At 72.6% G+C, this 13,858-nt stretch carries 13 protein-coding genes and 1 riboswitch; of the genes, 7 read left to right on the top strand and 6 right to left on the bottom strand.

Annotated elements, in window-relative coordinates; all coding sequences use genetic code 11:
* Window positions 1-9: 9 nt before the first annotated feature.
* The 5 genes from ACFZAU_RS26240 to ACFZAU_RS26220 all read left to right on the top strand — a co-directional run bounded on the left by ACFZAU_RS26240 (window position 10) and on the right by ACFZAU_RS26220 (window position 5,113).
* Entirely contained in the window at window positions 10-513 is a 504-nt protein-coding gene (locus ACFZAU_RS26240) for an Lrp/AsnC family transcriptional regulator (RefSeq protein ID WP_500464710.1), read from the top strand.
* Window positions 514-515: 2 nt separating this feature from the next.
* Window positions 516-1,877: an aspartate aminotransferase family protein gene (locus tag ACFZAU_RS26235; protein WP_500464711.1), complete on the top strand. Its 1,362-nt coding sequence runs from the start codon at window positions 516-518 to the stop codon at window positions 1,875-1,877.
* Window positions 1,878-2,086: 209 nt separating this feature from the next.
* Complete coding sequence (locus ACFZAU_RS26230) at window positions 2,087-2,812, top strand: ABC transporter ATP-binding protein (protein ID WP_500464712.1); 726 nt, start codon at window positions 2,087-2,089, stop codon at window positions 2,810-2,812.
* Entirely contained in the window at window positions 2,794-3,948 is a 1,155-nt protein-coding gene (locus ACFZAU_RS26225) for a hypothetical protein (RefSeq protein WP_500554195.1), read from the top strand. Before ACFZAU_RS26230 ends, ACFZAU_RS26225 begins: the two co-directional genes overlap by 19 nt.
* A gap of 46 nt (window positions 3,949-3,994) precedes the next feature.
* Complete coding sequence (locus ACFZAU_RS26220) at window positions 3,995-5,113, top strand: LOG family protein (RefSeq protein ID WP_500554194.1); 1,119 nt, start codon at window positions 3,995-3,997, stop codon at window positions 5,111-5,113.
* Between the two features lie 695 nt (window positions 5,114-5,808).
* Here the strand turns inward: ACFZAU_RS26220 and ACFZAU_RS26215 are convergent.
* The 4 genes from ACFZAU_RS26215 to rlmN all read right to left on the bottom strand — a co-directional run bounded on the left by ACFZAU_RS26215 (window position 5,809) and on the right by rlmN (window position 10,874).
* Window positions 5,809-6,834 carry an ABC transporter ATP-binding protein gene (locus tag ACFZAU_RS26215; protein ID WP_500554193.1) on the bottom strand — a complete coding sequence of 342 codons (1,026 nt, stop codon included), beginning with the start codon at window positions 6,832-6,834 and terminating at the stop codon, window positions 5,809-5,811.
* Window positions 6,834-8,447: an ABC transporter permease gene (locus tag ACFZAU_RS26210; protein ID WP_500554221.1), complete on the bottom strand. Its 1,614-nt coding sequence runs from the start codon at window positions 8,445-8,447 to the stop codon at window positions 6,834-6,836. The genes ACFZAU_RS26215 and ACFZAU_RS26210 overlap by 1 nt, the downstream gene beginning before the upstream one ends.
* 68 nt (window positions 8,448-8,515) lie before the next feature.
* Window positions 8,516-9,604 carry a thiamine ABC transporter substrate-binding protein gene (locus tag ACFZAU_RS26205; RefSeq protein ID WP_500554192.1) on the bottom strand — a complete coding sequence of 363 codons (1,089 nt, stop codon included), beginning with the start codon at window positions 9,602-9,604 and terminating at the stop codon, window positions 8,516-8,518.
* Window positions 9,596-9,700, bottom strand: a riboswitch (TPP riboswitch). It overlaps the preceding gene by 9 nt.
* A gap of 67 nt (window positions 9,701-9,767) precedes the next feature.
* Window positions 9,768-10,874: a dual-specificity RNA methyltransferase RlmN gene (gene rlmN / locus ACFZAU_RS26200; protein WP_500554191.1), complete on the bottom strand. Its 1,107-nt coding sequence runs from the start codon at window positions 10,872-10,874 to the stop codon at window positions 9,768-9,770.
* A 160-nt stretch (window positions 10,875-11,034) separates the two neighbouring features.
* Between rlmN and ACFZAU_RS26195 the strand changes: the two genes are divergently transcribed.
* On the top strand, window positions 11,035-11,655 hold the full coding sequence (locus ACFZAU_RS26195) for a hypothetical protein (protein ID WP_500554190.1): 621 nt from the start codon (window positions 11,035-11,037) through the stop codon (window positions 11,653-11,655).
* A 96-nt stretch (window positions 11,656-11,751) separates the two neighbouring features.
* On the opposite strand, the gene ACFZAU_RS26190 is transcribed toward ACFZAU_RS26195, so the two are convergent.
* Both ACFZAU_RS26190 and ACFZAU_RS26185 read right to left on the bottom strand, forming a co-directional pair.
* Entirely contained in the window at window positions 11,752-11,937 is a 186-nt protein-coding gene (locus ACFZAU_RS26190) for a hypothetical protein (protein ID WP_500554189.1), read from the bottom strand.
* A 103-nt stretch (window positions 11,938-12,040) separates the two neighbouring features.
* Window positions 12,041-13,042 carry an alpha/beta fold hydrolase gene (locus ACFZAU_RS26185; protein ID WP_500554188.1) on the bottom strand — a complete coding sequence of 334 codons (1,002 nt, stop codon included), beginning with the start codon at window positions 13,040-13,042 and terminating at the stop codon, window positions 12,041-12,043.
* A gap of 133 nt (window positions 13,043-13,175) precedes the next feature.
* On the opposite strand from ACFZAU_RS26185, the gene ACFZAU_RS26180 reads away from it, so the two are divergent.
* Entirely contained in the window at window positions 13,176-13,772 is a 597-nt protein-coding gene (locus ACFZAU_RS26180; protein WP_500554187.1) for a helix-turn-helix domain-containing protein, read from the top strand.
* Window positions 13,773-13,858 lie beyond the last annotated feature (86 nt).

Raw genomic sequence — 13,858 nt, 5'->3', positions numbered from 1 at the left:
TGACCTCTCGTGCACAGTGGGGGCGTGGCCACTCGTACTCCGGATCACAGGGGCGCCAACGGCGCCTTCGTGATCGATTCCGTCTCCAAGGCGATCATCGAACAGCTCCAGGAGGACGGCAGGCGTCCCTACGCCGCCATCGGCAAGGCCGTGGGCCTGTCCGAGGCGGCCGTCCGCCAGCGCGTCCAGAAGCTGCTCGACCAGGGCGTCATGCAGATCGTCGCCGTCACCGACCCGCTCACCGTGGGGTTCCGGCGGCAGGCGATGGTCGGCATCAACGTCGAGGGCGACATCGAACACGTCGCCGACGCGCTCGCGGAGATGACGGAGGTCGAATACGTCGTCGTGACCGCGGGCTCCTTCGACCTGCTGATCGAGATCGTCTGCGAGGACGACGACCATCTCCTGGAGACGATCAACAAGCGGATCCGCACGCTTCCCGGCGTGCGGTCCACCGAGAGCTTCGTCTACCTCAAGCTCCGGAAGCAGACCTACACCTGGGGAACCAGATAGCCATGAGCGCGGACCTTTCCAAGACCGCGTACGACCACCTGTGGATGCACTTCACCCGCATGTCGTCGTACGAGAACGCCCCTGTGCCGACCATCGTGCGCGGCGAGGGCACGTACATCTACGACGACAAGGGCAAGCGGTACATCGACGGCCTCGCGGGGCTGTTCGTGGTCAACGCCGGCCACGGCCGCGTGGAGCTCGCCGAGACCGCCTACAAGCAGGCCCAGGAGCTCGCCTTCTTCCCGGTGTGGAGCTACGCCCACCCCAAGGCCGTCGAGCTCGCCGAGCGCCTGGCCGACTACGCCCCGGGCGACCTCAACAAGGTCTTCTTCACCACCGGCGGCGGCGAGGCCGTCGAGACCGCGTGGAAGCTCGCCAAGCAGTACTTCAAGCTCAAGGGCAAACCGACCAAGTACAAGGTCATCTCGCGCGCCGTCGCCTACCACGGCACCCCGCAGGGCGCCCTGTCCATCACCGGCCTGCCGGGCCTGAAGGCCCCCTTCGAGCCGCTGGTCCCCGGCGCCCACAAGGTGCCCAACACCAACATCTACCGCGCCCCGCTCTTCGGCGACGACCCGGAGGCCTTCGGCCGCTGGGCCGCCGACCAGATCGAGCAGGAGATCCTCTTCGAGGGCCCCGACACCGTCGCGGCCGTCTTCCTGGAGCCGGTGCAGAACGCCGGCGGCTGCTTCCCGCCCCCGCCCGGGTACTTCCAGCGGGTCCGCGAGATCTGCGACCAGTACGACGTTCTGCTCGTCTCCGACGAGGTCATCTGCGCCTTCGGCCGGCTCGGCACGATGTTCGGCTGCGACAAGTTCGGCTACGTCCCGGACATGATCACCTGCGCCAAGGGCATGACCTCGGGCTACTCCCCCATCGGCGCGTGCATCATCTCCGACCGCGTCGCCGAGCCCTTCTACAAGGGCGACAACACCTTCCTGCACGGCTACACCTTCGGCGGCCACCCGGTGTCGTCGGCGGTCGCCCTCGCCAACTTCGACATCTTCGAGCGCGAGCAGCTCAACCAGCACGTCCTCGACAACGAGGGCGCCTTCCGCGCCACCCTGGAGAAGCTCCACGACCTGCCGATCGTCGGCGACGTCCGCGGGAACGGCTTCTTCTACGGCATCGAGCTGGTGAAGGACAAGGTCACCAAGGAGACCTTCACCGCCGAGGAGACCGAGCGCGTCCTGTACGGCTTCCTCAGCAAGGCCCTCTTCGAGAACGGCCTGTACTGCCGCGCCGACGACCGCGGCGACCCGGTCGTCCAGCTCGCGCCGCCGCTGATCGCCGACCAGTCGACGTTCGACGAGATCGAGGGCGTCCTGCGCACCGTCCTCACGGAGGCCTGGACCAAGCTCTGACGGTCCCCTCGCCACCCACGGGCCGGGGCACGCACACCGCGTGCCCCGGCCCGTCGGCGTCCGCGCGGGCCGGACGCCGTACAGGGCCCGTGCGTACGCCGCACGGGTGGGCGCGGGCGCGGAACACGCCGCGGTGACCGGGGTCCCGGGCCGTGGGGCGCGTACGGTGCCGCAGTGACCCGGACTCCCCGCGTTCGTTAGAGGCCAACGTGAACCCACCCGACAACGACGTGCTGTGGGCCCGCGGCCTGCGCCACACGCACGACCGCTCACCCGCTCTGCTCGGTGTGTCCCTCGGTGTGCGGGAGGGCGAGATCCTCGGCCTCCTCGGCCCGCACGGCGCCGGGAAGACCACGCTGCTGCGCTGTCTGTCCGGCGAACTGCTCCCCGAGCAGGGCGAGGTGTGGTTCAACAGCTCCCCCGTGCACACCCTCGGCGCGACCGCGCGCGAGCGGCTGCGACGTGAGCGCTTCGGCTGGATCGACAGCAGCCCGCAGCTGCTGCCCGAACTGACCGTCCGGGAGAACGCCGCGCTGCCCCTCCTGCTGTGCGGCGTCCCGTACCGCACGGCCCGGGCGGCCGCCCAGGAGTGGCTGGACCGGCTGGACATCGGCGGGGCCGCCCGCCAGCGTCCCGGCCGGCTGCTGCAGGCCGAGCGGCAGCGGGTGGCGATCGCCCGCGCCCTGGTCAACCGGCCCTCGGTGGTCTTCGCCGACGAGCCGACCGCGCCGCTGCACCGTGCCGACCGCGCCCAGGTGCTGCGCATGCTGACCAGCGCCGCCCGCTCGCACGGCATCACCGTGGTGCTGGCCTCCAACGAGCCCGAGGTCGTCTCCCTCGCCGACCGGGTGGTCACGCTCGTCGACGGACGCTTCGCGGCGGGCATGCCGCGACAGGAGCGGGAGGACGCCGACTCGTGCTCAGCCTCCGTGTAGCCCTCGGCTCCCGGCCGGAGGTGTTGCTGCGCCGGCTGATGGTCGTCGCCGCGGCCGCGGGCACGGGGTTCCTGCTGCTCGCCGTGCTCGGGCACGCCCTCGCGCACCCCGAGGACGCCCCGGACGGCCTGCTCCGGCTGCTGTGGTGCGCGGTGCCGTTCGCCGCCACCGTCCACCTGTCGGTGCTCGTGGCCCGTACGGAGCCGAGCGGGCGGCTGCACGCGGGACTGGCCGCCGCCGGACTCGGCCGGCACGGACTGCCCCTGCTGGCCGCTGCGAGCTCCGCGCTCAACTGCGGTCTGGGCGTGCTGATCGCGCTCTTCGGCTTCCTCTTCCTCCGCGGCGACCTGCCCGGCCCGCACTTCACCGGCGCGGCCGAGGCACTGGGTGCGGACCGGGAGCTGCCGCTCGCGGGCGCGCTGACCCTGCTGGCCACGCTGCCGCTGGCCGCAGCGGTCTCGGCCGCGGTCGTGCTCCGGCCGCGGCGCACCCGTCAGGAGGAGCCCGCCGCCCGCGAGGGACGTACGCCGTCCGGACTGCCGTGGGGTGTCGCGCTCGTCGTGATCGGCCTGGCCGTGCAGATCTCCTCGGCCGGGGACGCCGGCGCCGCCGCGCCCGGCGGCACGCTGCCGCTGCCCGGCGGACTCGGCCACGCCGCCGCGGCCGTCGTCGGTGGCTGGTTGCTGACGGCCACCGGCATGGTGCTGGCCATGCCGGGCGTGGTCCACCTGTCCGGACGGCTGCTGGCGGCGTACCGGCCCGGCGCACTGCGGCTGCTGGCGGGCCGGGCACTCCAGGAGGAGGCGGCGCTCGTGGGGCGTCCGCTGGGCGCGCTGTGCGCGGTGGCCGCCACCGCCCTCGCCGGGAGCGACCGGCTCGGCGCCGTGGCGCACCCCGTCGGACCGCTCACGGTGCTGGGTGCCGTCCTCGTCGTCCTGTCGGCGGTCGCGACCGCCCTGACCGCGACCGTGGACGCCAGGCGCGCCCGCCGTCCGGCCACCGCCGCCCTCACCCGGCTCGGCGCGCCCGCCGCCCTGCTGCGCAACGCGGCCGCCGTGCGGGCCCTGGCGGTCCTCGGCGCGGTGCTGCCGCTGACCCTGCTCGTCGCCCGCCTGGGCACCCTGCCGCTGCCGTGACGCCCCGAGCAGCCCCGCGGCGGCGGCCTCCGCCGCGGGCGCTAGGGTGGCGGGCGTGCTCTCGCCGAACGATCCGAACGATCACGAGATAGAGACCCTCGAGGAGTTCGACCGCGTCGCCGCGTCGGGCTCGCTGCGCGGATACCGCGTCCAGTCGGTCGACCTGACGACCCGTACGGACGCCCTGCTGTCCGCCGACACCGCCGAGGCCGTGTTCCTGGGCTGCCCGATGGAGCCGGAGACGACGTCCCGCGTCCGCGCCGCCGGTGCCATGGTCTTCCCCCCGCTGCCGGACCTTCCCTTCGACCCGTACCGGGGCTCGCTCTACGCCCCCGGGACGCTGTTCGAGGGCCTGGCCGACGGCTACGAGGCGACCCCGGACGCCGGCGCCTACCAGTGGTTCCTGCGCACGCGGGGCAGCCGCGACATCTACGCCTCGATGCTCCGCAGCATCCACGACGACGCGGTCTCCGACGCCTTCGACGAACTCGTCATGGACGCCCGCGTCGTGGGCGTCATGGGCGGTCACGCCATGGAGCGCGGCACCGACGCGTACGCGGGCGCCGCCCGCCTCGGCCGCGCGCTGGCCCGCGAGGGCCTGACCGTCGCCACGGGCGGCGGGCCCGGCGCCATGGAGGCGGCCAACCTCGGCGCCTACGCCGCGCCCTTCGACGACGCGATGCTCCTCGACGCCCTGGAGACGGTGGCCAAGATCCCCTCCTTCCGTCCCTCCGTCACGGACTGGGCGCGCGTCGCCTTCGACGTGCGCGACCGGTGGCCCGGTGGCGGCGAGTCGATCGGGGTGCCGACGTGGTTCTACGGCCACGAGCCGCCGAACGCCTTCGCCGCGCACATCGCCAAGTACTTCGCGAACGCCACCCGCGAGGACGGCCTGCTGGCCCGCTGCACCGCCGGGGTCGTCTTCCTGCCGGGCGCCGCGGGCACCGTCCAGGAGGTCTTCGACAACACCACGCCGAACTACTACGAGTCCAACGGCGCCCCGCGCCCCATGGTGCTGGTCGACCGCGACCACTGGACCCGGCGGCTGCCGGCCTGGCCCCTCCTCCAGGCACTGGCGGAAGGCCGCTCCATGGAGCCGCGCATCGCGCTGGTCGACTCCGTCGAGGACGCCCCGCAGGCCCTGGCACGCCTGACGCGGGGTTAGCCCGTACGTCGCCGACTGTCGCGCCGTCTCGCGCCCTTCGGGCGCAAAGATGCGGGCTGCGGGTGGGAGGGTGGCGGTCCGGGGCTTGTCCGCAGTGTGCGGGTGGGTTGGTGGTGGGGGTTCAAGCGCCGGAGCGGGGCCGGTTGTTCGTACGGTCCCGGTCTCGTTGCCGTCCGCGGGTGCAGATGGCCGGTGATCACGCCCACCCTTCGTGGGTGGCGCGCCCGCCGTAACCGGCGCCTGCGGGTGCTTCCCCGACATCGGGCCCTCTTCCGACGCCTATGACGCTGAAAGCGAGCCCGATCTCCGTCCGCGCAAAGATCGGGCCCTGTTTCGACGTCCATACCGTCGAAAGCGGGCCCGATCTCCTTCAAGCCCCCCCGGCAGCACCTCGAAATATCCGCAGACGCAGGTAACGGCGGGCGCGCCCACCCCCGGCAGTAGGCGTGGAAGCGGCCATCTATACCCGCTGACGGCAACGAGACCCCAGGCCATCGGAAAGGCACCCCGCTCCGGCGCCTGAACCCCGACCACCAACCCACCCGCACACTGCGAACAGGGCAGGCCCCCACCCTCCCCTCCGCAGCCGGCCGCCGTGCGCCCGAAGGGCGCGAGACGAACCCGCACCCACCCACCGGCCCCACCGCACCACCGCACCGCCGCGCGCCCCGAAAGCGCCCGCCGCTGAACGGGGCCTACTCGCCCAGGACCACGACCTCGTCCGCGCTGAACGAGACGCCGACCGTCTCGCCCTCGGCGGGGGCGTCGCGCAGGGCGCAGCCCGCCTCCAGCCGCGGACCCTCCTCGGGCCGCAGGAGAAGCGTGACCTGGTCACCGCGGAACGTACGGGCGAGGACGTCGCAGCGCAGCCCGTCGGAGGGCGGGACGAGCCGTACGCCGGCGGGCCGCACAAGCAGCCGTCCCGCGCCCTGCGGGGAGCCCGGGGGGACGGGGACCTTGCCCCAGGCGGTGTCGGCGGCGACGCCGGTGACGGTGGCGGGCACCACGTTGTCGAAGCCGAGGAAGCGCGCCACGAACTCGGAGACGGGCCGCTGCCACACCTCCAGCGGGGTGCCGACCTGCTCGACACGGCCGTCGCGCATGATGACGACGCGATCGGCGAGCGCGAAGGCCTCGCTCTGGTCGTGGGTGACGGCCAGCACCGTGGTGCCCAGCCGCCGGAAGAGCCCGCGCAACTCGACGACCAGGCGCTCGCGCAGGCCCCGGTCGAGCTGGCCGAGCGGCTCGTCGAGCATGAGCAGCCGGGGCCCCGGCGCCAGCGCCCGGGCCAGGGCGACGCGCTGCTGCTCACCGCCCGACAGGGAGGCGACGGCGCGCCGCTGCGCACCCGGCAGGCCGACGAGTTCAAGCAACTCCTCCACCGCGCGCTGCCGTTCGGCGCGACCGGCGCCGCGCATGCGCAGGCCGAAGTCGACGTTCCCGGCGACGTCGCGCTGCGGGAAGAGCTGGTGGTCCTGGAACATCAGGCCCACGCCGCGCCGGTGCGCCGGGACCCCCGCCTGGTCGCGACCCGCCAGCAGGACCTGCCCGGCGTCCAGCGGCTGCAGCCCGGCGACGACCCGCAGCAGCGTGGACTTGCCGCTGCCGCTGGGCCCGAGCACGCAGACCGTCTCGTGCTCGGCGACCTCCAGGCCCACGGCGTCCAGGGCGGTGTGGCCGCCGAAGCGCACGGTGGCGCCGTCCAGTCGCAGCAGGGTCATCAGAACTCCCCCGACCTGTCGATGCGGATACGTTCCAGCGCCAGCAGCGCGACCGCGCACACCAGCATCAGCACGGTGCTGAGCGCCATCGCCTGGCCGTGGTTGAGCTCCCCGGCCCGTCCGAGGAAGCGGGCGACCGCGACCGGCAGGGTGGGGTTGTCGGGGCGGGCGATGAAGACGGTGGCGCCGAACTCGCCCAGGGACACGGCGAAGGCGAAGCCGGCCGCCACCAGCAGCGCCCGCCGCACCAGCGGCAGGTCGACCTCGCGCCACACCCGCAGCGGGGAGGCACCGAGCACCGCCGCCGCCTCGCGCAGCCGGTCGTCCACGGCACGCAGCACGGGCAGCATGGTGCGCACCACGAAGGGCACCCCGACCAGCGCCTGGGCGAGCGGCACCAGGATCCACGAGGAGCGCAGGTCCAGCGGCGGTTCGTCGAGGGTGATGAGGAAGCCGAAGCCGATGGTCACCGCCGAGGTGCCGAGCGGCAGCATGAGCAGAGCGTCGAAGCCCCGTACGAGGCGCCCGGCCCGGCGGGTGAGGGCGGCCGCGGCGAGCCCGCCGACGACCAGGGCGATCGCGGTGGCGGCGGCCGCGTACTGGAGCGAGTTCCAGACCGCGGAGACGGGCGCCACCAGGAACGTGCCGCCGCTTCCGGCCACCGAACCCAGCGCGCGGTAGTAGCCGAGGCCGTAGCCGTCGGGTCCGTGCAGCGAACGCTCGGCGAGCACGCCCAGCGGCAGCAGGATCAGCAGCGCGGCCACCCCGAGCACGCCTGCCAGCAGTCCCCACTCGCCGGCGCCGCGCGGCCGCCGGGCGGTGCGGGCCGGGTCCACCAGGCGCAGCGCGCCCTCCCTGCGCCGTACCGTCCCTGCGTGCACGGCGAGGATCGCCGCGACGGCGGCGAACTGGACGACGGTCAGCACGGCGGCCGTCGGCAGGTCCAGCAACTGGGCGGTCTCGCGGTAGATCTCCACCTCCAGGGTGGAGAAAGTGGGGCCGCCGAGGATCTGGATGACGCCGAAGGAGGTGAAGGTGAAAAGGAAGACCATCAGCGCCGCCGCGGCGACGGCGGGGGCGAGCGCGGGCAGCGTCACCTTGCGCCAGGCCGTGAGGCGTCCCGCGCCGAGGACCCGCGCGGCCTCCTCCTGCCGGGGGTCGAGTTGCGCCCAGAGCCCGCCCACGGTCCGTACGACGACCGCGTAGTTGAAGAAGACGTGCGCGAGGAGGATCGCCCACACCGTGGTGTCCAGGCGCACCCCCCACAGTTCGTCGAGCAGCCCGCCGCGCCCCAGCAGCGCGAGGAAGGCCGAGCCGACGACCACCGTCGGCAGCACGAAGGGCACCGTCACCACCGCGCGCAGCAACTGCTTGCCGGGGAAGTCGAAGCGGGCGAAGACGTAGGCGCCGGGCAGCGCGATCGCCAGGGTGAGCGCGGTGGAGGCGGCCGCCTGCCAGCAGGTGAACCACAGCACGTGCAGGACGTCGGGCTCGCCCAGGACGTCCGCGAACCGACCGAACCGCCACCGTCCGCCCTCGCGGAGCCCGCGGGCGACGATGGCGGCGACCGGGTAGCCGAAGAACAGCCCGAAGAACGCGACCGGCACGGCCATCAGGCCGACCCGTACGGCGAGCGGCCGCAGGGCCGCCGCCCCGGCGCGCCGCCCCCCGGCGTCCTTCGTTACTTCAGCACGAGCGAGGACCACGACTTGACCCACTGCTCACGGTTCTCGGCGATCTTCTCCGGGGCGACGGTGGCCGGGTCGGCGACGACCGGCGCGTACTTGGTGAAGACCTCGGGCAGCTTCGCGTCGTCCCGCACGGGGTTGACGAACATGCTGAGCGGCATGTCCTCCTGGAAGGCGCGGCTCAGCAGGAAGTCGACGAGCGCCTTGCCGCCCTCGGGGTTCCCGGCGCCCTTGAGCAGGCCGGCGAACTCCACCTGCCGGAAGCAGGTGCCGGTCGCGACACCGGTCGGCCCCTCCTGCGGCTGCGTCTTCAGCGCGAGCACCTCGGCGGGCGGGCTGGAGGCGTACGAGACGACCAGCGGCCGGTCGCCCTTGCCGCCGCCGGCGCCGGAGAAGGTGTCGTAGTAGGCCTGCTCCCAGCCGTCGACGACCTGCACGCCGTTCGCCTTGAGCTTCTTCCAGTACGCTTCCCAGCCCCCGTCGCCGTACTTCGCGGTGGTGGCGAGGAGGAAGGCGAGCCCCGGGGAGGAGGTGGCGGCGTTCTCGGTGACCAGCAGGTCCTTGTACGCGGGCTTGACGAGGTCGTCGAGGCTCTCCGGCACGGGGAGCTTGTGCTCGGTGAAGTACTTCCGGTCGTAGTTGACGCAGACGTCGCCGAAGTCGATCGGGGTGACGCGGTGCTTCGCGGCGTCCGGCTGGAGCGCGGCGGGCACCTTGTCGAGGTCCTTGGCCTCGTACGGCTCGAACAGGTCGTTGTCGAGGGCCCGGGACAGCAGGGTGTTGTCGACACCGAAGAAGACGTCGCCCTGCGGGTTGCCCTTGGACAGCACGGCCTGGTTGAGCGCGGCGCCGGCGTCGCCGCCGCGCAGCACCTTGACGGTGTAGCCGGTCTGCGCCGTGAACGCCTTCAGCACGTCCTTCGACGCGGCGAAGGAGTCGTGGCTGACCAGGGTGACGGTCTTGGAGGCGGCGGCGCCCTTGTCCTTGGCGGTGTCGCCGTCGCCGCCGCAGGCGGCGAGCGCGCTCGCGCCGAGCGCGACGGCCAGTGCGGTGCCGGCCACACGCCGACGGGTAGTGCTCATGTGGTGACTCCCTACGCCGGTATGACCCGGATCAGGTCCGAGGGTCTGCGGCCGTGCCGCACTCTCAGCGCTCTCCGCGCTCCCCTGTCGGATGTTCTTTTGTGTGATCTGCGTGACGTCGCGGCAAACGGCCGCAAACGACCGTCACCATAGCAAGCGCAGGTCAGCGCTCGGAAGCCGCCAGCTGACCGCAGGCGCCGTCGATCTCCTGTCCCCGGGTGTCCCGGACGGTGACCGGCACGCCGTGCGCCTCCAGGGCCGCCACAAAGGCCCGCTCGTCCTCGGGACGGGAGGCCGTCCACTTCGAGCCGGGGGTCGGGTTGAGCGGGATCAGGTTGACGTGGACGCGGCGACCCTTGAGCAGCCGGCCCAGCAGGTCCGCCCGCCACGCCTGGTCGTTGATGTCCCTGATCAGCGCGTACTCGATGGAGATCCGGCGCCCGGACACGTCCGCGTAGTGCCACGCGGCGTCCAGCACCTCGCGCACCTTCCAGCGGGCGTTCACCGGCACCAGGGTGTCGCGCAGCTCGTCGTCGGGCGCGTGCAGCGACACCGCGAGCCGGCACTTGAAGCCCTCGTCGGCGAAGCGCAGCATGGCCGGGACCAGGCCCACCGTCGACACGGTGATGCCCCGCTGGGACAGCCCCAGCCCGTCCGGCTCCGGGTCGGTCAGCCGGCGGATGGCGCCGACGACGCGCTTGTAGTTCGCGAGCGGCTCGCCCATGCCCATGAAGACGATGTTCGACAGCCGCGCGGGCCCGCCCGGGATCTCCCCGTCGCGCAGCGAGCGCATGCCCGCCACGATCTGGTGCACGATCTCCCCGGTCGACAGGTTCCGGTCCAGGCCGGCCTGGCCGGTCGCGCAGAACGGGCAGTTCATGCCGCAGCCGGCCTGCGAGCTGATGCACATGGTCACCCGGTCCGGGTAGCGCATCAGGACCGACTCGACCAGCGTCCCGTCGAACAGCCGCCACAGCGTCTTGCGCGTGGTGTCGTTGTCGGTGCTGCTGTGCCGCACCACGGACATCAGCTCCGGCAGGAGCCCCTCCGCCAGCTTCCCCCGCGCCGCCGCCGGGATGTCCGTCCAGGCGGCGGGGTCATCGGCGTACCGCGCGAAGTAGTGCTGCGACAGCTGCTTGGCGCGGAACGGCTTCTCGCCCAGCTCCGCGACCGCCTCCCGGCGCTCCTCGGGCGAGAGGTCGGCAAGGTGCCGCGGCGGCTTCTTGGCTCCGCGCGGCGCGACGAATGTGAGTTCTCCGGGTGCAGGCATGGTTCAACCAGTGTCGCAGATCGACTCGGCGCCCCCAGGTCACATGGGTGAGGCTCCGGTCACCCTCGGGCGTCCCCTGTCGGCGTCGGGGGGGCGTGGCCCGGCCGGCACGGCGGAAATCGCGTCGCACTCCTCACCCCGGCGCAGAACAATTCCCACCATGGGGACGGACATATACGGGTTCATAGAGTGCCGCTGGGATCGCTGGCTGGACGAGGACGACCGCAGTTGGCACGGGGCCGTCGACCTCGTGCACCTCTACAACGGGCGCTGCTACGACGCCTTCGGGTCCCTGTTCGGTGTCCGCGACACCGCCTCGTTCCGCCCACTCGCCGATCACCGCGGCCTGCCTCGCGACGTGTCGCGCGAGGCTCTCGCCGACTTCGAGTCCTGGGGCTCGGGCGCATCCGGTACGTCCTGGATCACCTGGGCGGAGCTGGCGGCGGACTGGGAGGAGGTCGCCGACAAGGTCGACGACTGCGTTCACGAGTACCGCCGGAGCCCCGAGGGGTCCTGGGAGCTGCACGGCCGGAACTCCGGCCTCACCCGCTTCGCCCAGCTCGCGGGCCTCACCGACCCCCACGCTCGGTACCGCGCGGGCAGCACCTACGCCGAGGGCACCGAGTGGCCGGACGGCGACCGCCTCTTCCACATCGGACGCCTCCGCCGCAAGGATGCCGTGCCGGACAGCGACTGGGCCGCCGTCTGGTCGGTGATGCGCACACTGGCGACCCTGCACGGCGACGAGGGCGTCCGTCTGGTCGTCTGGTTCGACGGGTGACGCCGGCAGCGGCACGGCGGAGGACTCGTGACCCGCTGACTGTCGCCGGGGCCGCGGCAATGCTGCCGCGGCTCCGATACGACAGCGCTGGCGCGGCTATCCGCCGGTCCGGCGGCTCTGGTACCACTTGAGGGCTGTCATGAAGAACGGTGGCACCAGTAGGACCAGGCTCACGTGGAAAACCGGCCGGATCATGTTCCAGGCCACGAACGCCAGTTGCGCCCAGTAGATCAGCCACAGCCACCAGGGCATGATGCCCGGCACTTTGCTCTTCCGCCCCACGATGTCACCCCCCGCGACGGCACGGACCATAACGCGGGCGGGAGCCGGCGCGCCAGGTGCGTCGACCACGCCTTTGTGGCCGCGAACGGGATGAGGTCGCGAACTATCGCAGGGGAACCGGCTGAGGCAGGGCCGCGAGCCAGGTGGTCAGCAAGTCGTTGACCTCCCGGGGACGTTCCTGCTGGAGCCAGTGGCCGCAGCCGTCCAGGAGTTGGGAGCCCACCAGTCCGGGCAGGGTCGTCGGGTGGGCGGCGATCGCATCGGACATCCAAGTGGTGGTGGCGTCCAGGCTGCCGCCGACGAACAGGGACGGCTGGGTCAGAGGGGAGCCGTTGAACTCGGCGAGGTCCTCCCAGTCACGGTCCATGTTCCGGTAGCGGTTGAGTGCTCCCGTCAGGCCCGTGCGCTCGAACTCCCCGGCGTAGTGGTCGAGATCGGCCTCGGTGAGCCAGGAGGGGAGCCGGCCTGCGGGGAAGCGGTCCCGCAGTGTCCCGCCGCGGGTGACGAAGTACGGGGTGGGCTGCCCCTGGGCCGGCATGGTGTCGGCGGACAGGGCGGCGTAGAACCCCGCGAGCCAGCCCCGGACGTCCGGCTCGATCTCGGCCTCGGCGCGGCCCGGCTGCTGGAAGTAGGAGACGTAGAACTCCTCGTCCCCGCCCATCCGCGCGAAGATCTCGCTGGGGCGCGGGCCGCCGGGCGGGGTGTAGGGGACGCTGAGCAGCCCCACCGCACGGAAGACCTCGGGGTGCAGGAGGGCGGAGGCGGCGGCGATGTTCGAGCCCCAGTCGTGCCCGACGACCACCGCCGTCTCCTCGCCCAGGGCGCGTACCAGGCGGACGTTGTCCTCCACCAGGGCACGCATGCGGTACTCGCCGGTCTCCGCCGGCTTGGAGGAACGGCCGTAGCCGCGCACGTCCGGTGCCACCGCCCGGTATCCCGCCGCCGCCAGTGCCGGGAGCTGGTGACGCCAGGAGTACCAGGACTCGGGGAAGCCGTGGACGAGCAGGACCAGCGGTCCGCTGCCCTGCTCGACCAGGTGCAGCCGTCCGGCGGGCGCGTCGATGGTGCGGTGGGACAGGTCGCCGGACGGTGTGGGCTGGTGCATGGCTTCTCCTCGGATTTCCCGGTGGCCGCGGTACCCGTCGATCATGCGATGTCGGCGGACGGGGATGCGAGAAACCTTGACAGAATGGCAAAATGGCAGGCCGGAGAGGTGAGCGTAAGAGAGGCGGAGGGGAATGCCGGACGAGGTCGCCGCGGCCCTGGCCGCGATGGGGCCGCGCCTGCGGAGCGAGCGCGAGAAGCGCGGGGAAACGCTCACCCAGGTCAGCCGGGCGACCGGCATCGCCGTGAGTACGCTGTCACGCGTCGAGAACGGCCTTCGCAAACCGAATCTGGAACTGCTGCTGCGCCTGGCGAAGGCGTACGACGTCTCCCTGGACGCGCTGGCCGGCACCGCCTTCGCGTCGACGCGGAAGCCGTCCGGCACGGCACACCGGCGTGCGGCGGACGACAAGGCCGTCCTGCCGCTGACCCACTACGTCGGGGGGCTGCACGCGCACAAGCACGTCCTGCCGGCCGTCGACGAGCGGCCCCCGCGGCCGCGCCAGGCGTCGCACGAAGGCTTCGAATGGCTGTGCGTGCTCTCCGGGCGGCTGTGGCTGGCACTCGGCGACAACGACCTCGTCCTGACCGCCGGAGACGTCGCCGAGTTCGACACCCGCACGCCCCATGCCGTCGCCAACGCCGACCTCGGCAGACCGGTCGAATATCTGATCATGTACGGCCCCCAGGGCGAGCGCCTGCGCCCCCGCGTCCCATCCACAGCCGACTGAGGCGCAGGAGTTCGGCTTCCGCTGTCGCCCGCTCGCCGCCGGTCCCCGGTCGGCGGACGCGATCGACCGCTGGCAGGATGCGGACA

It is taken from the genome of Streptomyces sp. NPDC008238, from assembly GCF_042956445.1.
GTDB lineage: Bacteria > Actinomycetota > Actinomycetes > Streptomycetales > Streptomycetaceae > Actinacidiphila.
This window is presented reverse-complemented; position numbering and strand designations above follow the sequence as displayed.